This is a genomic window from Devosia limi DSM 17137 (genome assembly GCF_900128975.1).
Taxonomy (GTDB): domain Bacteria; phylum Pseudomonadota; class Alphaproteobacteria; order Rhizobiales; family Devosiaceae; genus Devosia; species Devosia limi.
On sequence record NZ_FQVC01000014.1, the window covers coordinates 23,576 to 48,338 of the forward strand.

At 59.1% G+C, this 24,763-nt stretch carries 26 protein-coding genes; 23 read left to right on the forward strand and 3 right to left on the reverse strand.

What is annotated here, in order from left to right; genetic code table 11:
* Positions 1-35: 35 nt before the first annotated feature.
* Genes BUA69_RS17705 through BUA69_RS17720 form a run of 4 tightly spaced genes read left to right on the forward strand, consistent with a single transcriptional unit; the run spans position 36 to position 4,668 of the window.
* Entirely contained in the window at positions 36-695 is a 660-nt protein-coding gene (locus BUA69_RS17705) for a response regulator (RefSeq protein ID WP_035085894.1), read from the forward strand.
* Positions 695-2,038 carry an ATP-binding protein gene (locus tag BUA69_RS17710; RefSeq protein WP_046133982.1) on the forward strand — a complete coding sequence of 448 codons (1,344 nt, stop codon included), beginning with the start codon at positions 695-697 and terminating at the stop codon, positions 2,036-2,038. Before BUA69_RS17705 ends, BUA69_RS17710 begins: the two co-directional genes overlap by 1 nt.
* A 57-nt stretch (positions 2,039-2,095) precedes the next feature.
* A complete protein-coding gene (dsbD, locus tag BUA69_RS17715; protein WP_051960921.1) occupies positions 2,096-3,868 on the forward strand; it encodes a protein-disulfide reductase DsbD in 1,773 nt (590 codons plus the stop codon).
* The gene (locus BUA69_RS17720; RefSeq protein ID WP_035085898.1) at positions 3,865-4,668 is read left to right on the forward strand and encodes a TlpA disulfide reductase family protein; all 804 of its coding nucleotides are present in this window, start codon (positions 3,865-3,867) and stop codon (positions 4,666-4,668) included. Before dsbD ends, BUA69_RS17720 begins: the two co-directional genes overlap by 4 nt.
* A 32-nt stretch (positions 4,669-4,700) precedes the next feature.
* Here BUA69_RS17720 and BUA69_RS17725 read toward each other — a convergent pair whose 3' ends face one another.
* The 3 genes from BUA69_RS17725 to BUA69_RS17735 form a co-directional block, all read right to left on the reverse strand.
* On the reverse strand, positions 4,701-5,384 hold the full coding sequence (locus BUA69_RS17725) for a L,D-transpeptidase (RefSeq protein ID WP_035085899.1): 684 nt from the start codon (positions 5,382-5,384) through the stop codon (positions 4,701-4,703).
* Positions 5,385-5,467: 83 nt separating this feature from the next.
* The gene (locus BUA69_RS17730) at positions 5,468-5,938 is read right to left on the reverse strand and encodes a methyltransferase family protein (RefSeq protein ID WP_035085900.1); all 471 of its coding nucleotides are present in this window, start codon (positions 5,936-5,938) and stop codon (positions 5,468-5,470) included.
* Positions 5,938-6,243: an ArsR/SmtB family transcription factor gene (locus BUA69_RS17735; RefSeq protein WP_035085901.1), complete on the reverse strand. Its 306-nt coding sequence runs from the start codon at positions 6,241-6,243 to the stop codon at positions 5,938-5,940. Before BUA69_RS17735 ends, BUA69_RS17730 begins: the two co-directional genes overlap by 1 nt.
* A gap of 76 nt (positions 6,244-6,319) precedes the next feature.
* Between BUA69_RS17735 and BUA69_RS17740 the strand changes: the two genes are divergently transcribed.
* The 19 genes from BUA69_RS17740 to BUA69_RS17835 all read left to right on the forward strand — a co-directional run bounded on the left by BUA69_RS17740 (position 6,320) and on the right by BUA69_RS17835 (position 24,673).
* Complete coding sequence (locus BUA69_RS17740) at positions 6,320-6,541, forward strand: YgaP family membrane protein (protein ID WP_035085903.1); 222 nt, start codon at positions 6,320-6,322, stop codon at positions 6,539-6,541.
* On the forward strand, positions 6,538-6,966 hold the full coding sequence (locus BUA69_RS17745) for a YeeE/YedE family protein (protein ID WP_046133983.1): 429 nt from the start codon (positions 6,538-6,540) through the stop codon (positions 6,964-6,966). The genes BUA69_RS17740 and BUA69_RS17745 overlap by 4 nt, the downstream gene beginning before the upstream one ends.
* Positions 6,966-7,406, forward strand: coding sequence for a DUF6691 family protein (locus tag BUA69_RS17750; RefSeq protein WP_035085905.1), 441 nt, complete (start codon positions 6,966-6,968; stop codon positions 7,404-7,406). Before BUA69_RS17745 ends, BUA69_RS17750 begins: the two co-directional genes overlap by 1 nt.
* Before the next feature lie 21 nt (positions 7,407-7,427).
* Positions 7,428-8,321, forward strand: a complete 894-nt coding sequence (locus BUA69_RS17755; RefSeq protein WP_035085980.1) for an MBL fold metallo-hydrolase — start codon at positions 7,428-7,430, stop codon at positions 8,319-8,321.
* A gap of 41 nt (positions 8,322-8,362) precedes the next feature.
* Entirely contained in the window at positions 8,363-8,689 is a 327-nt protein-coding gene (locus BUA69_RS17760) for a protein tyrosine phosphatase family protein (RefSeq protein WP_035085907.1), read from the forward strand.
* A gap of 52 nt (positions 8,690-8,741) precedes the next feature.
* Positions 8,742-10,493: a SulP family inorganic anion transporter gene (locus BUA69_RS17765; protein WP_046133984.1), complete on the forward strand. Its 1,752-nt coding sequence runs from the start codon at positions 8,742-8,744 to the stop codon at positions 10,491-10,493.
* 11 nt (positions 10,494-10,504) lie between these two features.
* Positions 10,505-10,939, forward strand: a complete 435-nt coding sequence (trxC, locus tag BUA69_RS17770) for a thioredoxin TrxC (RefSeq protein WP_035085908.1) — start codon at positions 10,505-10,507, stop codon at positions 10,937-10,939.
* A complete protein-coding gene (locus BUA69_RS17775; protein ID WP_035085909.1) occupies positions 10,929-12,188 on the forward strand; it encodes a DUF3422 domain-containing protein in 1,260 nt (419 codons plus the stop codon). Before trxC ends, BUA69_RS17775 begins: the two co-directional genes overlap by 11 nt.
* 190 nt (positions 12,189-12,378) lie before the next feature.
* Positions 12,379-13,986 carry a cbb3-type cytochrome c oxidase subunit I gene (locus BUA69_RS17780; protein WP_046133985.1) on the forward strand — a complete coding sequence of 536 codons (1,608 nt, stop codon included), beginning with the start codon at positions 12,379-12,381 and terminating at the stop codon, positions 13,984-13,986.
* Positions 13,983-14,612 (forward strand): cbb3-type cytochrome c oxidase subunit II, encoded by a 630-nt coding sequence (locus tag BUA69_RS17785; RefSeq protein WP_035085911.1) that lies wholly within the window; start codon positions 13,983-13,985, stop codon positions 14,610-14,612. The genes BUA69_RS17780 and BUA69_RS17785 overlap by 4 nt, the downstream gene beginning before the upstream one ends.
* Positions 14,609-15,850 carry a c-type cytochrome gene (locus BUA69_RS20650; protein WP_051960922.1) on the forward strand — a complete coding sequence of 414 codons (1,242 nt, stop codon included), beginning with the start codon at positions 14,609-14,611 and terminating at the stop codon, positions 15,848-15,850. The genes BUA69_RS17785 and BUA69_RS20650 overlap by 4 nt, the downstream gene beginning before the upstream one ends.
* On the forward strand, positions 15,843-16,904 hold the full coding sequence (locus tag BUA69_RS17800; RefSeq protein ID WP_082093708.1) for a c-type cytochrome: 1,062 nt from the start codon (positions 15,843-15,845) through the stop codon (positions 16,902-16,904). The genes BUA69_RS20650 and BUA69_RS17800 overlap by 8 nt, the downstream gene beginning before the upstream one ends.
* Before the next feature lie 52 nt (positions 16,905-16,956).
* Positions 16,957-19,074 (forward strand): heavy metal translocating P-type ATPase, encoded by a 2,118-nt coding sequence (locus BUA69_RS17805; protein ID WP_280114002.1) that lies wholly within the window; start codon positions 16,957-16,959, stop codon positions 19,072-19,074.
* A 118-nt stretch (positions 19,075-19,192) separates the two neighbouring features.
* A complete protein-coding gene (locus BUA69_RS17810) occupies positions 19,193-19,819 on the forward strand; it encodes a peroxiredoxin (RefSeq protein ID WP_035085915.1) in 627 nt (208 codons plus the stop codon).
* Between the two features lie 25 nt (positions 19,820-19,844).
* Positions 19,845-21,269 (forward strand): cytochrome ubiquinol oxidase subunit I, encoded by a 1,425-nt coding sequence (locus BUA69_RS17815; RefSeq protein ID WP_035085917.1) that lies wholly within the window; start codon positions 19,845-19,847, stop codon positions 21,267-21,269.
* Positions 21,259-22,263 (forward strand): cytochrome d ubiquinol oxidase subunit II, encoded by a 1,005-nt coding sequence (gene cydB / locus BUA69_RS17820; RefSeq protein WP_035085918.1) that lies wholly within the window; start codon positions 21,259-21,261, stop codon positions 22,261-22,263. The genes BUA69_RS17815 and cydB overlap by 11 nt, the downstream gene beginning before the upstream one ends.
* Positions 22,264-22,483: 220 nt before the next feature.
* Positions 22,484-22,828 (forward strand): protein tyrosine phosphatase family protein, encoded by a 345-nt coding sequence (locus BUA69_RS17825; protein WP_051960923.1) that lies wholly within the window; start codon positions 22,484-22,486, stop codon positions 22,826-22,828.
* Positions 22,829-23,031: 203 nt separating this feature from the next.
* Positions 23,032-23,379 (forward strand): rhodanese-like domain-containing protein, encoded by a 348-nt coding sequence (locus BUA69_RS17830; protein ID WP_035085920.1) that lies wholly within the window; start codon positions 23,032-23,034, stop codon positions 23,377-23,379.
* A 340-nt stretch (positions 23,380-23,719) separates the two neighbouring features.
* Positions 23,720-24,673 (forward strand): DUF3991 and toprim domain-containing protein, encoded by a 954-nt coding sequence (locus tag BUA69_RS17835; protein ID WP_035085922.1) that lies wholly within the window; start codon positions 23,720-23,722, stop codon positions 24,671-24,673.
* Positions 24,674-24,763 lie beyond the last annotated feature (90 nt).

Here is a 24,763-nt window from a genome sequence, read left to right on the forward strand (position 1 = left end):
GTCGTGTTAAGAAACGTCAAATCCTGGAGCCGGTGATGCGTATTCTCGTGGTTGAAGACGATGACATCCTGCGAGACGGCCTCGAGGTCGGACTGCGCATTGCAGGGTTCTCGGCGGAAACGGTCGCGTCGCTTGCTGATGCACGTGCGGGACTCGCCGCTGGCCGCTTTGACGTAATCGTGCTCGATCTGATGCTGCCGGACGGGTCGGGCCTGGACCTGCTCGATGAAATCAGGCGCTCCGGATCGGACGATCCAGTCTTGCTTCTCACGGCCAGGGACAAGGTCGAGGATCGTATCGCCGGACTTGATCACGGGGCAGACGACTACCTCGTCAAACCCTTCGATCTCGACGAGCTAGCGGCTCGCCTACGGGCGCTTGTTCGTCGGGTTAACGGCCGAGCACAGGCCTATTTGGTCTGGGACCACATCCAGATCGTGCCTGCGACCATGGAGTTATCGGTGTCGGGGACGCCCGTGTCTGTGTCACGCCGGGAATTCGCGGTGCTGCAATCCCTCATGGAATCGCCAACGGTTATCCAATCCAAGAGGGCCCTCGAGGAGAAGCTCTACGGTTGGCAGGAAGAGATCGAAAGCAATGCCATCGAGGTGCATATCCATCACCTGCGTCAAAAAGTGGGACGTGACGCGATCGAAACTGTTCGCGGCTTGGGTTATCGCATGAGGAAAGCCTGATGACCCTGTCGATACGAGCGCGCCTCTTTGCCATCCTGATGGTCGCGACCAGCGTCGTGTGGCTATCCGCCGTCGCCTGGATCTATTTCAGCACGACGAGGGAAGTGGAGCGCGTGCTCGACGCTCGGCTCAGCGAGGCGGCACGAATGGTCTCCTCCCTGGTATCAAGCAGAGAAATCACCGTTGCCGACGCGGCCGACAGCATCGCCTCGCTTTCTCCGGCACCGTCTCACGTCCCCTATGACCGGCAGCTGTCCTGCCAACTTTGGTCCTTTGACGGGGATTTGGTTGGTCGATCAGACGGGGCTCCGACGTCCGCCCTGTCCGAACACAACGATGGCTTCGCCGAAACGATCATCGACGGCGAGCGTTGGCGGGTTTTTGCCATTGAGAATGCCGAGGTCGGCGTGCGGGTATTGGTGGGCGACAGTCTGGCATTGCGTGACCGGCTGGTGGGAGATGTCATCAAGGGGTTGCTGATCCCCGCCGCACTGATCCTGCCACTTATGGCGGCCATGATCCTGGTGAGTGTCAACCGCGGTCTCCGGCCCGTGGACGCAGTTGCAGCTGAGCTGACCGCCAGGGGCGCTAACGCACTTGAACCTATATCGGGTGAAGCCCCTCAAGAGATCAGGCCGATGTTGTCGGCGCTGAACGACTTGCTGGAACGTGTGCGCTCGGCACGTGAACGTGAGCGCAATTTCACGGCGTTCGCTGCCCATGAATTGCGTACCCCCCTCACAGGCTTGCGAACGCAAGCCCAGATCGCATCACGAACGGACGACCCGGTGATTCAACGCAAAGCGTTGGACAAGATCGTCGCGGGTGTCGATCGGACCGCGCGTATGGTTCGCCAACTCCTTTCCATGTCGACAGTCGATGCCACGAACAAGGATGCGCGACCGGAGCCACTGGACGCCGAAGCGGCCATCCGTTCGCTCGTTGCAAGCCTTGTGCTGCCATCGGGGGTGGAGATCGAAGGCATACACACACTGGCAGCTGCTCCCATTGCGGTCTCTCCCGCTGCCTTCGACTTGATGATGCGCAATCTCCTGGAAAACGCCATTGCGCATTCTCCTGCAAATGGCGTCGTCCGGATAGTTGTCCAGGTGGTCGGCCACGGTCTGGAGATTAAGGTGTCAGACGAGGGTCCAGGCATGGATGAGGATGAACTCAAGCATGCCACCGAGCGGTTCTTTCGTGGAAAGAACCACACGGAAATCGGCAGCGGCCTTGGCCTTTCCATCGTGGAATCCGCGGCCCTCCAGGCTGGCGGCAGCCTCACGCTCGCCAACAGGCTCCCACATGGCCTTGTGGTGACGCTCGTTCTGCCGCGGGCATAAGTCTCCCTTAAGTTGGGGGCAACAAACGACGGATAGTTCCTTCCGCCGGAGACCCCTATGTCGGTATTTCAAAAACTTGCTGCCATCGCCCTGATGGCCCTCTTTGTTCTGGCGGGTCCTGTCGGCGCCCAGCAAGCCCAGCCACTCCCGGTGGAAGAGGCTTTCAAGGTTTCGCTTATGGCATCAGGATCCGGTGTAGAGGTGGTGCTCAATGTTGCCCCCGGATATTATCTTTATCGTGACCAAATTTCGTTGGCCGATGCAGAAGGCCAGGCTGTTGCGCTGCAACTTCCTTCCGGCGTCACAAAGGATGACCCTACTTTTGGGCGCACCGAAATTTTCCATGACCGTCTGAGTTTCCCCTTGCCGGAAGCCACCGCGGGAAAATTCATACTGGCCTACCAAGGCTGCAAGGACGGCAGCATCTGCTATCCACCCGTTCGCCGGTCGCTTGATGCTGATGCCGTTGCAGTTGGGTCGGTTGAGGGACCGTCCTTCCTCACAGAATCCTCCGAAGCACTCGGCGCTGCGACGCCCATCCGCGTTGCAACAGAGACCGGTGGCTCGCTCCTGACCGATCTGATGGGCCGCGGCGGGGCCCTGATGGTCATCGGTGCATTCCTTGCTTTCGGCGTTGCGTTGGCCTTTACCCCATGCGTTTTTCCTATGTATCCAATCCTGGCGGGTACATTGACCCAGGCAGGGCAACGCCTATCGATGCCCAAGGCATTCGGTATCTCACTGGTCTATGTCCTCGGCATGGCCACAGCGTTTGGGATGTTGGGCCTGGTCGCCGCCTGGTCAGGTCAAAATCTGCAGATGGTTTTGCAATCGCCATGGGCGATCGGTGGCGTAGTTGTGTTGTTCATCACGTTGGCGATCTCGATGTTCGGCGCGTTCGAGCTTCAGCTTCCCAGTGCATGGATGACAACAATCAGCCGAGTGGGCGGACGCAATGGTGCCGCCGGAGCCGCGATGATGGGTTTTCTCTCTGCTCTCATAGTGGGGCCCTGTGTCACGGCCCCTTTGGCAGCGGCGTTGCTCTACATTGCGCAGACCGGCGACGCGACACTGGGGGCGGCGGCCCTATTCGCCCTTGGTATCGGCAAGGGCATTCCGCTGATTGTTTTCGGCACTGTGGGTGGCCGTGTCATGCCACGCGCTGGGTCCTGGATGGTACGGGTCAAGCACGCTTTCGGTTTTGTCTTTCTGGGCGGTGCCATCTGGATGTCAGAACGGCTGCTGCCAGCACAATTGACCACCGGGGCATGGTCGCTTTTGGCGGCAACCGTTGCGATCTACTTCATTGTAGTCGCCTTGGGCAGCAACGGTGTTCGACGCCTGGTACCGACCGCATTGGGTGTTGCCGGCCTGGGCCTTGCAGGGTTTACGGCAATGGCTGCTATTGGTGGCCAAAATCCCGCTGACATGTTGACGGGACGACAGTCTTCTCTGTCTGGCAAGGAAATGGTTTCGGAAACAGTTTCGGGAATCGATGCCCTAACTGTCGCGCTCGAGGCCAGTGATGGTCAGGGGCGTCTGGTCTATCTGACCGCAGATTGGTGCATCTCTTGCGCGGTACTCGATCGTGAGATTTGGACCAACCCCACAGCGTTGGCGGGACTGAATGAAACGAGACTGATCAAACTAGATGTGACGAAGAACACCGCTGAAGACCGGGCAATGCTGAGTCAGCTTAAGGCGTTTGGACCACCTACTCTTCTTTTTGTAGATGGCAGCGGGGCTGAGGTGGAAGCAACTCGACTCGTCGGGGAATTTGATATCGATGCGTTTCGTACCCAGGCGCAACGTGCCGGCTTCCTGCCATGAGTGCCGTATCAATCGGGCCGTTGCTGTTCGCCACCGAGCGCTTCGCCGCCATCCTTGGCATCGGCGCTTTCTTTCTGGCGCTGCCTATCCTGGCGCGACTGTTTAAAAGCGATGCTGCTCGATACGGGTTTGGTGCGGTAGTTGCTGGTCTCCTGGCAGCCCGGCTGGGACACGTACTCCTCAACTGGCAGACATTCATCATCGAACCGCTTCGGGTGTTTTTTGTCTGGCAAGGCGGTTTTGAGCTGTTTGCAGGTCTTGCCGGGCTCATACTTTACGGCGCATTGCGCGTAAAACGCTGGAGCGGCGCAGCGACACTGACTGGGTCTACGGCTGTCGGTTTTGGCATTTGGGGGATGGTCCTGCTTCTGACCCGCTACAGTGTCGGCGTGCCCCTTCCCGAACAGCCGCTTATGCATCAAGTCACGGGCGAAGCAATTGCGTTGTCGAGTTTCGCGGGCAAACCCATGGTGATCAACCTATGGGCCAGCTGGTGCCCGCCTTGCGTACGCGAGCTGCCCTTATTGAGCGAAGTGGCCGCACAAACACCCGAGGTCACCTTCGCGTTCGTCAATCAGGGCGACCCTGTACAAACGATCGCCGAATTCTTGAGGCAGCAGGATATCGTGTTGGACGTTTCCGTGGTCGACGAGACCTGGCAGACATCGACGCATTACGGAGCGAAAGGCCTCCCAACTACGCTCTTCATCGACGCGCAGGGCCGTGTCGTTGACACTGTGGTCGGCGAGGTTTCCCCTGAAAGCCTCGCTGCACATTTGGACCTGATAGTGCCGGACTGAGAGCAGCCCCGCCCTCGGGCGGGGCTGCAGGGTCACACCACAAGGATCGGCGAGCCATCGCGGACAGCGTTCGCGAGATGGATGACGTCCTGATGCAGGAGCCTGACGCACCCCGAAGAAACGGCCTGACCGATTGATGCTTCGTCGCCCGAGCTGTGCACACGGTACAGGGTGTCTTTGTTACCCTGGTGGATGTAGAGGGCACGTGCGCCGAGGGCGTTCTCTATCCCGGGCGGCTGGCCCTCCCGATAGATCTCCAATTCAGGTTGACGCATGATCATGGACTCTGGCGGAGTCCAGACCGGCCATTCACGCTTGTAAGCGATATGCGCCCGGCCGGCCCACTCGAAACCGGCGCGGCCAATACCTGCGCCATAGCGGGTCGCCATTCCGTCATCATGCACATGATAGAGCAGGCGGTCGGCGGTATGGACCACGACGGAGCCTGGTTTTTCCCCGGTGGGATCGGGTACCCGCTGTCGCCAATATTTAGGATCCACCGCGGCGATATCGGCTGCGGGGATCGGGAATTTTTCCTCCGGCATTGCTCGATACATATAGGCCACATCGGGCGGTACGATGGGGCGAATGGGTTCGGCTGCGACCGCGAGACGTTGCGGGGTGGTCGTCGTGCAGCCAGCGGCCAGCAATGCAAGACTTGTGCCGCCCAACATCACAAAAGCGCGGCGAGAGGGATTGAAAGGTGTTTCGGACATGAATGCTCCAACATTGAGGTTGGAGACGAATTCAAGAGTAACCTTAGGACAGGCTTACGGGCCGCCTGGTGGTCAGTTCAGGGTCACAACCAGCGGCGCACTTTTTGACGGTAGTGCTCGTATTCGCTGCCGAAGCGGCTAGACAAGAACGCCTCCTCAGGGGCAATCACCCACAACCTAAGGCAAAGCCATAGAATTGGCAGGAAGACAATTGTCCACTCCAGCTTCATGATCATGCCCACACCCGCGAACAGGGCGAAAAAGCTCGCATAGATTGGGTTTCGTGAAAACCGGAAAGGACCGTCCATTACCATCGCCAGCGTGGGCTTATGTGGTTCGACATGCGTGCCGGCGCGCATGAAACGGAGCACTGCCCAACCCGCAGCTCCGAGGCCGAGTATAACCAGGATAGCACCCAGCAATGGGGCGGAGGACACGCTGTCTATGAACGGAGGTATCAGATGCTGGTCGAGGACCCACGCCATGACAAAAAGGACGGCCGGATAAGTCGGCGGAGGGAGGACAAGCTTCGGATGGTCATGCCTTGCGTCCATCAACAGGCACAGTAAATCTTGTAGAGGGTCGTCAAAACCTGACGCACCTCATCTGACGCGAGAGAATAATTGATCTGCTGACCTTCGCGGCGGGTTCTGACCAGCCCCCAGGCACGCAGCTTGGAGAGATGCTGTGACAACGGGGACTGCCCGAGCGCCACGCGTTCTGACAGCTGACCCACATTAAGTTCGTCATCGAGCAGATTGCACAAGATGAGCAGGCGCTTTGGATTGGCCATGGCCGTCAGGAGCTGGGAAGCCTTGTCTGCGTTCTCCTCCATCCTGTCCAATTCCATCTTGATCATATTAGATATCTCATATATACGAACTTACGTTAATTCACTATCGCTCGTTTAAAGGCGATTTTCAAGGAGGATGTAGATGCGCATCAATGTGGGTTCTGCCGATAGAATTTTGCGGATCATCGTCGGTCTGGCGCTGCTGATCCTGCCGTTCGTATCCGGTCTGGCGTTCTTCGCCAATCCGGTCGTGCAGTGGGGATCTGTCGTCGTCGGGCTCGTGCTCGTGGTTACCGCCCTCGTGCGCTTCTGCCCCCTCTACACCATTTTTGGCCTCTCCAGCTGCAAGGTATCAAACCGATGACTGAATTCACTCCAGTGATGTCGCTGCTCGGCGGCGCACTGATCGGCCTTTCAGCCGTTCTGCTCATGGCATTCCATGGGCGTATTGCGGGTATGACTGGCATCCTGACCGGCCTGCTGCCGCCGGTTGCCACGGATTGGCCATGGCGTGCTGCTTTCCTCGGTGGCGCCATTGTCGCTCCGATGCTCATCCTGGGCCTATCGGGATACACCATTCCCTATTCCAGCCCCGTCCCGACACCATGGGTCATCGCCGGTGGGTTGATCGTCGGCGTTGGAGTTTATTTCGGGTCCGGGTGCACCTCCGGGCACGGCGTCTGCGGCATGGCGCGCCTTTCGCCGCGCTCGATTGCGGCCACCGCTACCTTCCTTGTCACGGCCATGATCACCGTGTTCGTCATCCGTCATCTGCTTGGAGGCTTCTGATGCAGCGTACCATTCTTGCCGGCATTATCGGCCTCGTCTTCGGCACTGGTATTGCATTGTCCGGCATGGCCAACCCTGCCAAGGTCCTGAACTTCTTTGACCTGGCCGGTACCTGGGACCCGTCATTGGCCTTTGTGATGGGCGGTGCGCTGCTCGTGACTGCAATCGGTTACCGCTTCGTGCTCAAGCGCGACAAACCCGTATTGGAGGCGAAATTCAACCTGCCAGCCAATCGCAAGCTGGATGTGCCGCTCATCGCCGGCTCTGCTGTTTTCGGCCTCGGCTGGGGAATTGCAGGTTTTTGCCCGGGTGGAGCGATCCCGGCTCTGGGTCTTGGCGAGGCTTCTGCCTGGGCCTTTGTCGGCGCGATGCTCGTCGGCATCTTCGCCGCCCGTACCGTGCGCCTTGCGCTTGAGCAACGTGCCACCCAGTCCGCCTGACCTCTACGTGGAGCAATGACCATGACCACAATACCATTCACCACAGACCTGACGATCAAGCCGGAGGTCACCGCCTTCTTCGATGCCCCGACAAATACCATCAGCTATGTCGTCAAAGATCCCAATTCCATGGCCTGTGCAGTCATCGATTCCGTGATGGATATCGACTATGCGGCAGGCCGCATTACCTATGACGGCGCCGACGCGATAATCGCCTATATTGAGCAGCACCAGCTCAAGCTCGAATGGCTGATCGAGACCCATGTCCATGCCGATCACCTGTCCGGGGCGCCCTATATCCAGGGCAAGCTTGGCGGCAAGCTGGGGATCGGTGAGAACATCAAGATCGTGCAAGAGACCTTTGGCAAGGTGTTCAACGAAGGCACCGAATTCCAGCGCGACGGCAGCCAGTTCGACCGGCTGTTCACCGATGGCGACAGCTACCAGATCGGCGGGCTGACCGTGCATGTGATGCACACGCCGGGCCACACCCCGGCCTGCATGACGCATGTGGCGGGCGACGCCGCCTTTGTCGGCGACACCCTTTTTATGCCGGACGGCGGTTCGGCACGTGCCGACTTCCCGGGCGGCGACGCCCGCACGCTTTACCGTTCGATCCAGCGCGTGCTGTCGCTCCCGCGTGAGATGCGACTGTTCATGTGCCACGACTACGGCCCGAACGGCCGCGAGATCCAGTGGGAGACCACCGTCGGCGACGAGATCGATCACAATATCCATATCGGCCAAGGCACCGACGAGGACAGCTTTGTGGCTATGCGCGAGGCGCGCGACGCAACGCTTGCCATGCCCAAGCTGATTATTCCGGCGTTGCAGGTCAATATGCGCGCCGGCCAGCTGCCGCCCAAGGGCCCAGACGGCAAGACCTACCTCAAAGTCCCCGTGAACGGCCTCTGACCATGTGGCCCTTCAGCAGCAAACCAAGAAAGGACCGACCCATGAACATCCGTCAAATCGCTCCAGATTTCTCCGCCACCGGCCAGATCTTGCCTGAGCAGATGCAGGCTGTCGCCGACGCAGGCTTCAAGTCTATCGTCTGCGCCCGCCCCGACAATGAGGAAGGCGGCCAGCCCAGCTTTGATGAAGTGGCTAAGGCGGCTGCGGCCGCCGGCATCAGCATCGTGCACATACCCGTCTCTGGCCCTCTGGGCGAAGGCCAGATCATTCGCTTCCACGATGCCTGGGAGAAGCTGCCCAAGCCCATGCTCGGCTACTGTCGCTCTGGCGCTCGTGCTGGCAGCCTCTACGCCACGCTTGGCAAGTGATCTCCCCGGGCTCTCCCAACCGGGCTGAACCCCTCTCAGACTGAGTACATTGATGCACCTGAAGTCCTATTTTCCCATTCTTGATTGGGGTCGGCGCTATAACCGCCAGACGCTCACCAGCGATCTTGTCGCCGCGATCATCGTGACCATCATGCTGATCCCGCAGTCGCTGGCTTATGCGCTATTGGCCGGCCTGCCGCCGGAAGTGGGCCTTTATGCATCGGTGCTCCCTCTGGTTGCCTACGCAATATTTGGCACTTCGTCTGCATTGGCGGTTGGTCCCGTCGCGGTGGCTTCGCTCATGACGGCCGCAGCGGTGGGCCGTATCGCGGCGGAAGGAACGGTTGACTACGCGAGCGCAGCCATAATGCTCGCCTTTCTGTCGGGCATCATGCTGGCGCTCATGGGCCTACTACGTCTCGGGTTTGTCGCCAACTTTTTGTCCCATCCAGTTATTTCAGGGTTCATAACGGCTTCTGGCATCATCATTGCCACGAGCCAGATCGGCGGCCTGCTCGGTATCAAGACGGAAGGGCACGCCATGCCCGACCTAATCATGTCGATCATCGCCAATATTGGTCAGGTGAACTGGTACACTCTCGCCATCGGTGCTCTAGCACTGGCTCTCCTGCTTTGGATCCGGCTTGATCTCAAGAATTGGCTTGCACGCTTCGGAGTCCCTAAAGGCGTCGCGACCATCGTCGTGCGCGCCGGTCCGGTGCTCGTCGTCTTCCTGACCATGGCGCTTTCCGTGTTTCTTGATCTTGGCGCAAGGGGCGTTGCACTGGTGGGTGATGTCCCTCAAGGCCTGCCTATGCTGTCGCTGCCCGCGTTCGATATCGCTGTCATCCAGCAGTTGGCCATGCCTGCACTTATTATTTCGATCGTCGGGTTCGTCGAGTCCATTTCCGTGGCGCAAACTCTTGCCGCCAAACGCCGCGAACGTATTTCGCCCAACCAGGAACTGATTGGTCTGGGTGCGTCCAATATCGCAGCAGCCATCGGTGGCGGATATCCTGTGACTGGCGGTTTTGCTCGGTCGGTGGTCAACTTCGACGCCGGTGCTGCAACGCCTGCAGCTGGGGCATTTACCGCAATCGGTATCGCCGGTGCCACGCTGCTGTTGACCCCGTTTCTCGCCATCCTGCCCAAGGCGACGCTGGCTGCCACCATTGTGCTCGCCGTGCTGACGCTGGTGGATTTTTCCATCCTCAAGCGTGCATGGGATTACTCCAAGGCCGACTTCGCTGCCGTCGCCATCACGCTGTTGGGCACTCTGTTGTTGGGCGTTGAAGTGGGTATATCGTTGGGTGTGGGCGCTTCGATCCTGGTTTTTCTCTATCGTTCCTCCCAGCCACACGCCGCGATCGTGGGCCAAGTGCCCGGCACGGAGCACTACCGGAACGTGAAGCGGCACCAGGTCGATACTATGCCTGGCGTCCTCTCTATTCGCGTTGACGAAAGCCTCTACTTTGCCAATGCGCGCTACCTCGAGGATCTGGTGATCAATCAGGTCGCCGCCAATCCTGGGCTGACGGATGTTGTGCTCATGTGCTCAGCCGTCAATGCCATCGACATGTCGGCGCTCGAAAGCCTCGAGGCCATTCACCACCGGCTCGCCGATCTCGGTGTTCGACTTCATCTCTCCGAGGTCAAGGGTCCGGTAATGGACCGGCTCGCAGGCACAGAGTTCTTGGATCATCTCAGTGGCCAAGTTCATCTCAGCCACCACCAGGCGATGCTGGCAATCGCCGACGTAAGGCTACGGACCACGGAACTACGGCCCGAACAAACCGGAACTTAGGAGGAAATGGAATGAGCGATCTTCCTCACGTCGTCTGTTCGTTTTGCGGTGCTACCAATCGCGTTCCCAGCTCAGGGAGCGCCCGCAGCGCCAAATGTGGGAAGTGCGGCGTGGCTCTTTTTTCCGGTGTGCCGGCTGATGTTCCGGCCGCCATTCTCGAAAAGCAGATCGCAAAATCCGACATCCCGGTCGTGGTCGATATCTGGGCGCCCTGGTGCGGGCCTTGCCGCGTCATGGCCCCCCAATTCGAGGCAGCGGCAAGACAGGCAGAGCCCGCGTTGCGCTTCGTCAAGCTGAACTCCGATGAAAACCAAGAAATAGCGTCCCGTCTGGGAATTCGCGGCATACCGACCATGATCATGTTCAAGGGCGGCAAGGAGGTCGCGCGTGTTTCAGGCGCGATGAGCAGTTCAGATATCCTCAAGTGGACTCGGGATGAAGCCTGATTTCATTGCCGACCATCAGCACCGCGCAGCTATTGAGGCTGAGTTGCACGCCCGACCCGTGGAGTTGGTCGGCGCAACCCTTCGTGCACGCAGGTTGGTGTTCGCAATGCCACCGACGCCAGACGTCATGCGGCAGGCGATCGCCCGCTTTCGGGAGGCAGTCGCGGCTCGCGGTGTTGAGCTCCCTGAGCACGATGGCCGGCAATTCAGCTATCGTTGCGACGATCTTGCCATCACTTGGGAGTTCCATACCGAGTTCATAACCGTCAGTTGGCTATCCGAACTGACGGACCAGGAGAACTGGCCACCGTGCTTGTGCCTGGAGGCGCTTCAGAATGGTCAATTTGTGGCGGCGAGTCGCATCGACGTCACGGGGGGTATGCGCGTCGATCCGGCACTTTTGCCTGGATTTCAGCTCACCAGTCTGTGCTTGGCAGGGGTGGCTGACGATGCGGGAGAAGTGGCCACCGACTTCGTCGTCAACCAGGACGGGTTCACAAGGCTGGAAGCAGCATGCGGAAATCTGACTAGCTTCAAGCGATCCGTCATGGTCCGGCGACTATTGGAAGTCGAGACCTATAGGGTCATGGCTCTCATGGGATTACCGCTTGCGCGGCAACTGTCGCCTGCTTTGCGCGCTGCCGAAGAGGAACTGACGGCGGTAACGGAATCTCTGGGACACGCCACCGACTCGGTTCAAAGCTCGCTTGATCGACTACATGCGCTGTCGGTTCAGACGGGTCAGTTGGGCGAGCGTATGGGGTACAGATTTGCGGCATCGAGCGCCTACGGGGCAGTGCTGCGCAATCGACTGTCAGAGCTTAATGAGATACCGCGGGATCAAGGTTCGACGCTTGCCGGCTATATAGGCGATCGTGTCGAGCCCGCATTGGCTACCTGCGCGGCCATGGAAAAGCGCCTTCATGTCCTTTCCGGCAAGATCGCCAACTCTATCGAGCTCTTGAATGCGCGCATCGGTCTCGACATGCAGGTACAGAACAAGGCTGTTCTGGATACCATTGCGTCAACGGCCGAAAGCCAGTTCCGTCTGCAGCGTACCGTCGAAGGCCTGTCGACGATCGCGATAAGTTATTACCTTATCGGCATCCTTGGATACATGCTGGCAGGTCCCTTGGGCATTCTTCACCTGGATAAGGTGCTTATTCTTTCGATAGCGGCGCCGGCGGCGGTGATGGCCGTTTGGCTGGCCATGCGATTAGTCAGAAAAAGACACGCGACACACAATTGAAGCTGTATTTTCCAGCCGGAAGCGATCCAGGCAGCTCCCGTTCGTTCCTTGCAAGGACAAACATGTAGACGTCCGCAGTTCCTTAAGACTCACTTAAGGTTCGCGAGGCGCATGCATCCAGTAACCAAGTCGCGCGTTCAATCCAGCGGCGTGGCATCGTCGAAAAGAGACACAGCGGAGGAGCTGACCAATGTCCGTCACGATCGGTCTACTTCTCTCTCTCAGTTTCGTGGTGTCCATTGCGGCCCTGGCATTCCTGATTTGGGCGATAGCCAACCACCAGTTGTCCGCCACTCAAGACAACGCCTACACCATTTTCACGCCTGGTGAGGCAGGTGCCCCCGACGATGCGGCTTTTGAGGGCGAGCCAGACACAGCACACGGCGAGCACCACTTCGATGTAGAGCGAGCCGGCATCGACAAGATTTCGAGATTGCCGGTTTTGGTATTGTTGACTGGTGCTGTCTTCTGGCTGATTTTGGGATCGGTGTTTGGCCTGACGGCTTCGCTCAAGCTGCATTGGCCCGATTGGCTAAGTGGGGAAGCAGCGCTGACCTTCGGTCGGGTCCGCACTCTGCACCTGAACCTGGTAATTTATGGATGGCTGTCCCTTGCCGGCATCGGCGTGGTGATGTGGATCGTCCCGCGCATATTTCATACTGCGTTAAAATATCCCAAGCTGCCGATCATCGGTGCCGGGCTATGGAACCTTGGCGTTCTGGCGGGAGCGCTCGCTATAGCATCGGGTTGGACGGACGGCGAAGAGTGGCTGGAAATCCCTTGGCAGATAGATATCGTGCTAGCCGTGGCCGGTTCGTTTTTCGTGGTGCCAATCGTTGCGACGGCTGTCGCCAGGAACGTGCACCACATCTATGTCAGCGGCTGGTATTTTCTCGCGGCCTTGTGCTGGTTTCCCGTTCTTTTCGTCATCGCAAATTTTCCGTTCATTCATTCCGGCGTCGAAGAGGCGACGGTGAACTGGTGGTTCGCGCACAACGTGCTTGGGCTATGGCTCACGCCTTTGGGAGTCGGCGCCGCCTACTATTTCATCCCCAAGATCATCGGGAAGCCGATCTACTCCTACAGCCTTTCTTTGCTGGGGTTTTGGGGGTTGGCACTCTTTTATAGCCAGGTTGGCATCCACCACCTGATAGGCGGCCCCGTTCCCACATGGGTCGCTACGCTTTCCATCGTCCACAGCGTGATGATGTTCGTCCCCGTGATCGCCGTGGCAGTAAACCAGCACGTCACTGTCGCACGCAATTGGTGGGCAGTTCGGCAATCGGTGCCCCTGAGGTTCATATCCTTGGGGGCAGTGCTCTACACGGCCGCATCATTCCAGGGATCAATCGAAGCGCTTCGTACCGTCAATACGGTAACCCACTTCACCCAATATACGGTGGGTCATGCCCATCTTGGCGCTTATGGCTTCGTCAGCTTTATCATGTTTGGCGCTATCTACCACATGATGCCGCGATTGACCGGCCGACAATGGCCATGGCCTGGCCTGTTAAATGTCCATTTCTGGTTCGTGGTGGTCGGCTTCGCGATTTATTTCGTTGCGCTTACGGTAGGTGGCGTTTTCCAGGGCCTGGCGATGCTCGACATTACTCGTCCGTTTGCCTACAGCGTCACCCTGCTGATGCCATATCTCGAGGCACGCTCCATCGGTGGTAGTCTGATGACGGTTGGCCATCTGGTTTTCGCGTTCAACATAGTCGCGATGCTGGTGATGAAGCCCGCCGACGCCCAGCGCCCGCCTGCTCCGGCATCCACCGCTCCGGCCACAGAATCATGAACCGTCTACTCCCGCTTTCGATCGTTGCTCTTGGTATCCTCGCCTTTGCGACGTTGATGCTCGTCGTCGTTCCAGGCATGCAGATCCGATCCCAGTCCCCGTCACCAGGATTGCTCCCTTACACCCAAGCTGAACTGCGTGGTCGGGAGCAGTATGTCTCCCTTGGCTGCCTCTATTGCCACAGCCAGCAGCCTAGGGCGTCCGATCAGGCGCCTGATGATCAACGTGGATGGGGCCGTGCTTCGGTTGCGTCCGATTACGTTTACGATCAACCCCATCAGCTCGGTACGATGCGCACCGGCCCGGATTTGCTCAATGTTGGCGCGAGGCTTCCCAGTCAGGCCTGGCACCTGACTCACCTTCTACAGCCGCGTGCGATCTTTGATTGGAGTATCATGCCGGCATACCCGTTCCTGTTCGAGCAGAAACCCGCAGCGGAGCCAGGAGATGTGGTGGTGGCGCTGCCGCCAGGTTACGCTGCGCAGAACGGGGTCTTCGTCGCCAGCCAGCAAGCGCTTGACCTAGTGACCTATCTTCAGGGCCTTGACCGCACTTATCCCGCCTTGCCAGACGCGGTAAGGGACGACGGCTATGCGGAACCCGATGATGAGGGACGCAAGCCATGAAACGCAACCGTCGACCCGACCCGACGCCACCCGATGAATCGTTCGAGCCTTATGAAGAGCCCCGGACGATCCCCATACCTGTCCTCTCCATCGCCGTTGCCTTGGCACTTTGGGGAGGATTGACGCTCTACCAGAACGGTCAAGCGGTTGGTGTTGGGCAACAGGAGCGTGCTGATGATCTGGCTGCCCAACCGGCACTGGGCACAGATTCCGGTGCGGTCCTGTTCGAGGCTCGATGTGCCACATGTCACCAGCCCAACGGGGTTGGCGTGCGAAACGCTGTACCACCTCTAATGGGCTCCGAATTCGTCGCCGCTGCACCTCAGGTCATGACGCAGATCCTGCTCCACGGGATCGACGGACCGATCAGCGTCGCGGGAAGACAGTTCAACGGCCACATGCCCAGTTTTTCGAGCGTGCTTCCGGATCAGGAGATCGCAGCCATTGTGAACTATGCCCGAAACAGGTTCGGTGCGCCTCACTCTTCACAACTGGCGATCGACAGTGATTTCGTGGCCGAGCAACGCTCGAAATACCCCAACCGCGGCAGCTGGTTCGGTGGAGAAGAAATCGCAGCCGTGCTTGATACCACTTTGCCATCTCAACCACCTGCGCGATCCGGATCTATCGAGAGCGCCAATCCGGCCGTCCTGAAACTGATAAATGACGGTCGAGGGCCGGCTTGGGCCTGTTCGTCTTGCCATGGATCGGAAGGACAAGGGGGCGAGACGGTTCCTCGCCTGGCGGGCTTGCCGTCGGGCTATATTGCCAAGCAGCTAAAGGATTATGTGGCCGGCGATCGCCACAACGAAACCATGACGCTTGTGGCCTCGACCTTGACTGAGGATGAGATGACAGGGTTGGGCAACTATTATTCCAGGCTGCGCTCTCCATCCAACGCTGCCCCCTCGTTGGGGGGAGACCTGGAACGTGGGGAACAGTTGGCACTTGAAGGGGACTGGTCCCTCGACGTTCCCGGATGCTTCTCATGCCATGGACCTTCCGGTTTCGGCGTCGCTCCGGGGTTCCCGTCACTGGCGGCCCAGCATCCAGCCTATACCGCGGCACAGCTTGCCGCGTGGGCCGGAGGGCAGCGCGACAATGCTCCGGTGGCTCTGATGAATCATATCGCGATTGCCCTCGACGACGACGATCGTCGCGCGGTAGCGGACTACCTTGCGACACTGCCTCCGGTTCCGGCCACCGGAGGGCCAGCGGGAGATGATGAAGATGAATGACATGGACCAAGAACGCCGAGAGGTGGAGGGCCACGAGGGCCGTGACCGTCCCAGATCGGGAAGACGCGCCCTGCGATGGATTTTTGCAGTCGGTGGTGGCCTGGGGCTCTTCGCTGCGGGACTTCTCGTGTTCGACTTCGATTTGATCAGGAGCTGGGGTGAGCCGGCCGACGCTCCCGAAACAGCCACTGCCATGTTTGAACCACCGTCTGAAGCGGATATCCCGGATGGTCCGGCGGGTGACGCCATCAGATTGGGAATGGAAATCTTCAAGAACACCGGGACCAACGCGTCCGATCATGTCGGCAATTCGCTGTCCTGCGCAAATTGTCATCTTGATGGGGGACGACGTGCTGACTCGGCGCCTATGTGGGCGGCGTGGGTCACCTATCCGTTGTTCCGATCCAAGAACAACTCGATGAATACAATGGAAGATCGGATAAAGGGGTGCTTCACCTATTCGATGAATGCCCAGGATTCGATCAGCGGCGGTCCGCCACCCGCGGGTGACGACATATACCGCAATCTGCAGACTTATATGCACTGGCTGGCTACCGGCGCTGCAACCAACGTCAAGCCTGCGGGGGCCGGGTACCCGGCGTTGGAGTTGCCGGAGCAGGGATACGACCCGGCACGGGGCGAAGATGTGTTTCAGGCCAATTGTGCAGCTTGCCATGGCGCCGATGGCCAGGGACAGCAAGACGCGAACGGACGCTATACCTTCCCGCCGCTATGGGGACCACAATCATATAATTGGGGGGCAGGCATGGCGCGGGTCAACACCGCCGCAGGCTTCATCAAAGCCAATATGCCGCTCGGTCAACCGGGTCGGCTGACTGATCAGCAAGCATGGGATGTCGCGGCGTATCTTAACAGCCACGAACGACCCAAGGACCCTCGTCAAACCGGCACGGTAGAGGAGGCAGCGGCCAAGGACCACGCCGGTGAGGAGACTTACTATGGCAAGATTTTGAACGGCGTATTGCTTGGGACAGGAACGCCTCGCCCCTCGGCACCCATAGGTGGCACACCGGCACCAGCGCCCGTTCAGTGAGGGTGTGATGGCTACTGCGTCGATGACAACCCGGCTGTTTGGAATCGACGGTATGTCCTGCGGCGCCTGTGCCAGAGGTCTGGAACACCGGATAAGACAAATGACCGGTGTGGACCAGGCATCCGTCCACTATCTCACGGCATCGATGCTGGTGAGATGGACTGATGAAGTCACCGATATGACCGCGATCGCGGAACGGGTTCGACAGTCCGGATATCAACTTGTCCCCGAAAGCCGTCCTGAGCTAACCGCCGCCCGCCTGCAACGGGATTTCGATTTGGTGGCCCGCCGGCTTGCGGTGGCCGTATTCTTCGGCATGTGGTCAATGGCCGCCGCCATCGCTCTTTATGCAATGCCCCAGGGGGATGCGACGGTCTCGCGAGCACTTGCCCTTGGGTCGGGTCTGCTGGCAATGCCGGTCGTCGCATATGCTGGGGCCGATATCGTTGCAATGGCCTGGAAGTCGCTCAGATTGGGTGACCTCGGTATCGATCTTCTGGTGACTTTGGGCGTGCTGGGCTCCGTTCTGCTTTCCATCAGCCACCTGTTGAGCGGATCGACGTCGGTTTATTTCGATACGGCCGCAATGCTCATCACCTTGCTGCTTGTCGGGCGGCTTATCGACCTATGGGTTCGGAAAGGTGCGGTAGCGGCCATAACTGCCATGGACGCAGCCAGCCCAGATCTGGCCAATCGGGTGACTGAAAACGGCAGCGTCGAAACTGTTCCGGCGGCTTCTCTTGTTGTAGGCGACACCGTGGTTGTCGAAGCAGGGTCGACGTCCAGCGTGGATGGTGTCGTCCTGACGGGCTCCTCTTCGGTCAACCGCGCTGCACTTACAGGGGAAAGCAGGGTTGCCGACGTCGGGCCGGGAGAGCGGGTAGAGGCAGGAACCATCAACCTCACACGACGACTTCAACTAAGGGTCGATCGCGATCCGGGCGACAGGGATATTGACCGTATGGGCGGGAGGATAGCTGTCGAGATCGCCCGTCGTGGACACGACTCTACTCGTACTGACCTTTGGGCCCGTCGTCTTTCAATCGTGATCCCGGCGCTTGCCATCGTCGTCGGCGTCGCGACGTTCCTAACCGGCGTTGGCTTCGAAGTGGCAGCCAGCCGAGCTCTGACGCTGCTCGTGGGTGCTTGCCCATGCGCCCTGGCTTTGGCGGCGCCACTGGCGCAGGTGAGAGCAACCCTAGCAGCCGCGAGGTTTGGCGTTCGAATCCAGGACCCTGTAGGGTTCATGCGGTTAGCTGAAGTGAAAGACGCAATCTTTGATAAGACCGGGACGCTGACGATCGGGATGCCGGGTGTGATTTCGATCACGGCAAGCGACGGTTGGAGCGAGCAAGAAGTCCTGGCTATGGCCGCTCATGCAGAAACCGGGATCGACCATCCGTTGGCCCGATCCATCATCAGAGCGCATGGCTCGGAGATGGGGGAGGGCGGTACGCGCTGGGATCGCGGAGCGTCCGCAATTACACCGGACGGTGCCGTAATTTCCGTGGCAGGCGCGCAAAACACGTCGGATGCTTCCGGCACCGTACTGCAGGTGCTTCGGGACAATGAACTTGTCGGTCATATCCTTGTGGATGACCCTATCGACCCAAGCGCATCTGCAGCAATTGGGGCGCTTTCTTCACTTGGTATCCTGTGTTCCATTGCAACGGGAGACAACGCAAATCCGGCGCATCGCGTGGCAGAGGCTGTTGGCATCGCATCGGGTCTGGTCCATGCAGGATGCACTCCAGCCGAAAAAGCAGACCTTGTAAGAGCGGCAGGAAGACCTGTACTCTTCGTCGGTGACGGTATTAATGACGGTCCTGCCTTGGCAGCATCAGCATGTGGGCTATCGGTTCGATCCGCACATGCATCGGCGTCGAGCACGGCCCACGTCGCGATCGTCGACGAGGGAATCCGAGCTATCGCGCCTTTGGTCAGGCTCTCCCGCAGAACGGTGGCGACGGTGAACGAGAACATCGTTCTGGCCACCGTTTATAATGTTGTCTTGGTGCCTCTCGCCGCTACGGGGATGATGACACCGCTGACCGCGGCATTGGCCATGCTGTTCAGTTCGCTCAGTGTGCTGCTCAACACGTGGCGGCTCGGTCTCTCGGCACGTCCGCGTGCGGCAATTTCTGCGCTGGGAAATGTTATGCGCCATTAGCATTTTGCCGTGACGGTCGTCCTTAGCGGGTGCGGTCAAAGCGCGCACCGTTCAATCTACTCTTTTATATATAAGAATTACAGAATATATGAATGAGTAAATATTAAAGGAGTACGTCATGACTATCCGTATCGGCGAAACCGCCCCCGATTTCGACGCCGACACCACCACCGGACCTATAAATTTTCATGAGTGGATCGGCTCCTCCTGGGCCTTCTTTTTCAGCCATCCAGGTGATTTCACGCCCGTCTGTACGACGGAAATGGGCCGCACGGCGCAGCTAGCGGAACGCTTTGCCGAGCTCAATACCAAACCTATCGGTTTGTCGACCGACTCGGTCGAGGAACACCTCAGCTGGATTTCTGATGTCAACGAAACCCAGAATACCGTGTTGCGCTTTCCGATCGTTGCCGATCCGGACCTGCGGATTGCCAAGCTCTACGAGATGATCCACCCTTCACAAAGCGAGACCGCCGCGGTCCGCTCGGTTTTTATAATCGATCCCGCCAAGAAGGTGCGGTTGACCATGACCTATCCGCTTAGCATTGGTCGCAATTTTGATGAGATCATTCGCGTCATCATGGCGCTGCAGACCAGTGACAAGAACCGTGTTTCCATGCCTGCGGATTGGCAGCCTGGGCAGGATGTCATTATCCCACCCTCAATCAAGAATGATGAAGCCAAAACTTTGTTTCCGCAGGGCTGGAACGAACTTCGTCCTTACTTGCGCATGACCAAGATTTAGCTTTCTGTATATCGGGGAGTGCCAGATGGATTTTGGACAGACTGCAGAAATTCTGGCGCGCATCCAGTTCGCCTTCACTATTTCTTTTCACTTCATATTTCCGGCGTTTTCCATCGGCACGGCCAGCTATCTGGCCGTGCTGAACGGCCTTTGGCTGTGGAAGCGTGACCCGGCCTACCTCAAGCTTTTCGAGTACTGGAAGACCATATTTGCCGTCACTTTCGGCATGGGCGTCGTCTCTGGCATAGTCATGAGCTACCAGTTCGGGACCAACTGGTCCGCCTTCTCGGAACGTGCCGGGGCGGTCATTGGTCCGTTGATGGGCTATGAAGTGCTGACGGCGTTCTTTCTTGAGGCCGGATTTCTGGGGATTGCCCTTTTTGGCCGCAAGCGCGTCGGCGACACGCTTCACATGGTGGCAGTGGTGACCGTCGCCATTGGCACCTTGATTTCCGCTACCTGGATCCTTTCGGTCAACAGTTGGATGCATACGCCCCAGGGCTTTTCGATCGATGCCAGCGGCAATTTCGTGCCGGAAGATTGGTGGGCAATCGTTTTCAGCCCGTCTTTCCCCTATAGGCTCGTCCACACGGTGCTTGCCGCATTCCTGACCACAGCATTCGCTGTTGGTGCGGTTGGTGCTTGGCACCTGCTAAAGGATCGGGACAACCGCCAGGCACGGATCATGTTCTCCATGGCAATGTGGATGGCGGCGATCGTGACGCCGATGCAGATCCTGGCGGGCGACATGCATGGCATCAACACATTGGAGCATCAACCTGCCAAGATCGCTGCAATGGAGGGGCACTATGAAAGTCATCCCGACGGTGCGCCACTAATCCTTTTCGGCATCCCCAACGAGGAAGAAGAGCGGATCGACTACGCCATTGAGATCCCCAAAGCCTCTTCGCTTATTCTCAAGCACGACCTGAATGCGCCGCTCGACGGTCTCGATGCGTTCGCTGTCGAAGACCGGCCACCGGTGACGATTCCCTTCTTTGCTTTCCGCATCATGGTGGGCATCGGCTTTGCCATGCTGGGCATCGGAATGTGGTCGCTATGGACGCGCTGGCGCAAGACGCTTTTCACCAACCACTGGTTGCATCGCGCCGCACTCGTCATGGGCCCTTCCGGATTTGTCGCCGTGCTTGCAGGTTGGTTCACGACCGAGGTGGGGCGGCAGCCCTTTACGGTCTATGGGCTGATGCGGACATCCGAAAGCCTTTCGCCGGTCGCTGCACCCGCCGTTGGGGCATCATTGGTCGCCTTCGTCATCGTTTACTTCATTGTGTTTGGCGCCGGCGTTTTTTACCTGTTCCGGCTGTTCAGACGTCCGCCGGTCATGGAAGTGGATCACGAACTCGATCTCGGTCCGACGCGGGCAGCTGGTATAACGCCGGGACCCGCCCAGGAAACCACCATTCGTGAGGGCGTAAATCATGGAGATTGATCTTCCCACCGTCTGGGCAGGCATCATCGCTTTTGCCGTGCTTGCCTATGTGGTGCTCGACGGCTTCGATCTGGGCGTCGGTATCCTGTTCCCGTTCTTCAGGGATAGGCACGACCGGGACATCATGACCAACTCCATCGCTCCGGTTTGGGATGGCAACGAAACCTGGCTGGTTCTGGGTGGCGGCGGGCTGATGGCGGTCTTTCCCGTCGTTTATGCCACTGTCCTGCCCGCGCTCTACATGCCGGTTATTCTAATGCTGCTCGGGCTGATCTTTCGGGGCGTTGCCTTCGAGTTCCGCTGGCGGACGACCAGGGGTTCGATCTGGTGGGATATAGGTTTCTGGCTCGGCTCGACCGTCGCCGCATTCACGCAGGGCATTGCACTGGGAGCGCTGGTACAGGGTATCGAGATCGTTGACCGGGCCTATGCCGGCGGGTGGTGGGATTGGCTAACGCCGTTTTCCCTCATAACTGGCGCCGCGGTCACCGTGGGCTACGCCTTGCTAGGTGCGACTTGGCTCAATCTCAAAACCTCAGGCGACTTGCAGGCAAGGTCCCGCCGCATCGCTATGTGGACTGGTGGTGCAACGATTGCGCTGATCGGCGTCGTGTCGCTTTGGAGCCCGTTCATCGACCAGATCTACTTCGAACGCTGGTTCGGCTGGCCCACGGCGTTTTTCTCTGCATTCGTTCCCATGCTGCTTGCCGTATGTGCCTTCGCGCTCTGGCAGGGATTGACCACTGACAAGCACCTTCAGCCTTTTCTGGCCGCGCTGGGCCTATTTGTGCTCAGCTTTATCGGGATCGGGATCAGCTTTTACCCCTACATGGTGCCAGGTGCGCTCACGATAGAAGAAGCCGCAGCGCCGGACAGCTCCTTGATGTTCCTCTTGGTCGGCGCATCGGTGCTGGTACCGGTGATCCTGGCCTATACCGGCTACGCCTATTGGGTCTTCCGTGGAAAAATCGACCCGGAGGAGGGCTACCACTGATGCATGTGCAAAAATCCCTGAAGCAGGTCGGCTGGTTCGTGGCGCTATGGGCCATGGGTGTTGGCACCATTCTAGCGGTTGGCTTGATCATCCGTCTGGCGCTAGGCCTTTAGATGGTCACTCCGATTTGTCGGACCCCACGCGACTACGGGCGCCGGGCCGAGAGCGCACGGATCGGCCAATCGTCGCCGGTGCTGGCGCTTGTTTGGAGGTTGCGTCCATGATCAAGCCGATAAGACTTTCTCCCAGCTATGCCATCTCAAGTCAGCTTTTGCCTTCCGACCTGGCGGACGCCAAGAGTGCCGGTTTTCGAACAGTGCTGGACGTACGTTATGACGATGAAGATCCTGGGCAGCCTGCCTTTGAGGAGATGGCTCGGGCTGCTGATTTGGCGGGAATTGCGATAGTCCACTTGCCGTCTGCATCGCCGCCCAACGACGGGCAACTGCGTGAGTTCGTTCGGCTTTCGCTCAAGTTGCGGAAGCCTGTCCTGGCATACTGCCGTTCGGGGGATAGAGCGAGACAACTTTGGAAACTCACGGAACTGCGTCGAGGCAACCTCTGACGAGCCAACGATTGAGCTGCCGACCGCAGCATGGGGTCGATGTTCGGCGCAGAATTCCCAATGGGTATCTAGGGACCTCAATGCGGGCTGACTACTAACTGCCGCCGCCTTGCGCCATTGCCAACGGCATAGTGAGTGTCGCAGGCATCAAATCTGGACAGCTACATCTTCTTTGGAACACAACAAAATAGAGAGTTCACCACATGGCCTATACGGAAAAATTCCAAGCCCTCGCCGATGAGGCTCAATCACGTGTTTCGGGTGTCTCGGCCCATGAGGTTGAGGGCCTCGTGAATGAAGGCGCCCTACTGCTCGACATACGAGATAGCGAAGAGCATCAGGCTGATCATATCACGGGGTCAATTAACGTCAGCCGTGGAAAGCTAGAAATGAACATTGAAGCAGCAGTGCCCGACCTTAATGCGACCATCCTCTGCTACTGTAATGCGAATAATCGAGGTGCCCTGTCCGCTGACACTTTGCGCGCAATGGGTTACAAAAATGCGCGATACATTGCTGGGGGCCTAAGAGCCTATCGCGCAATGGAATGATCTCATTGGCTGTGCGCTACGACCAAAGATTTGGTGCGGTCTCCTCCCAAGAGCCGGGCTGTCGGCGAGCCGAAGGCTCGCTATGCGGGTCTTCGCCCTTCGGGCTTTCATCCCTCACGCGAAAGAGGATCGCCGTAGATGGGGACTTGCTCCTTACCGCTTGCGCGCAGCACCGGGCAAGGGAAGCTGCGCCGCGGCCTCATGTTTGCGCCAACCGGTACAAACGCTGGGTTGCCGGCCGCGCCCTTGCCCGCCTTGCTCTTCGCGGCGTCCGGCTCCTGCTCAGGAAAATCCCGGGCGGTATCGAAGAGAAGGGAGCGCGACGAGGGCGCGGGCAAGAATGGAAAAAGCAGAGCTAGAAAGGCTGAAGGACAAGGTGCCCTGCGCGGCCGTCCTCGAACGCACGGGATTTGCGCTCGACCTCAAGGAAAGCACGCGCCGGGCAATGAAATTTCGGCGCGATGCGGCAATTATTATCGTCATCCATGACGGGAGGGGCTGGTTCGACCCTCTCTCGGACGGCAAGGGTGATGTCTTCCGTCTCGTCGAACATCTCAACGGCGTGCCTTTCATCGAGGCCATGAAAGAAGTCACCGGGCTGGTCGGGTTCGTGCCCACTACACCCCAATGGGACCGACAGTCACGGGAGCGAGAGCCCGATCTGTCGATTCCAGAACGCTGGCAGGCCCGCCGCAATCCATGGCGCGGATCAGCCACCTGGCGTTATCTTATCGAGGCACGTCGTCTTACCGAACCGGTTCTTCGAGCCGTGATCGCGGCAGGCTCGTTGCGCGAAGGCCCGCGTGGCAGCATGTGGGCGGCGCACAAAGATGCCGACGGCATCGTCACCGGGTGGGAGGAGCGGGGTCCGGACTGGCGTGGCTTTGCCACTGGCGGCGCCAAGGTGCTGTTCCGACTTGGCCACCGCGATGCGCTTCGCCTCTGCGTCACCGAGGCGGCGATCGACGCCATGAGCCTCGCGGCGATCGAGGGTCTCCGCTCCGACACGCTCTATCTCAGCACCGGCGGTGGCTGGTCGCCGGTCACCAACGCGGCAATCCGGGCGCTGGTCAACCGGCCGGGGATCCAGCTCGTTGCCGCCACAGACAACAACAAGCAGGGTGACGTCTATGCCCAAAGGCTTATGACCCTCGCCGGAGAGGTCGGGTGCAGCGCGGAGCGGTTGCGTCCCCTGGCGGACGACTGGAACGGGGATCTGAAAGGGATGGGGGAGGCAGGAGGAATGGAGGGGAAAGGCGGAGTGCCGCATGCCCGCCGACCGCGTCAAGGGTGAAGCTCACGCCCGGCTGCGCCGGCCCTTGACCCGCCCGGTCGGAGAGGCGGTCGCGGGGGAGGGGTCCGGAAGGGCTGAAGATGATGGTAA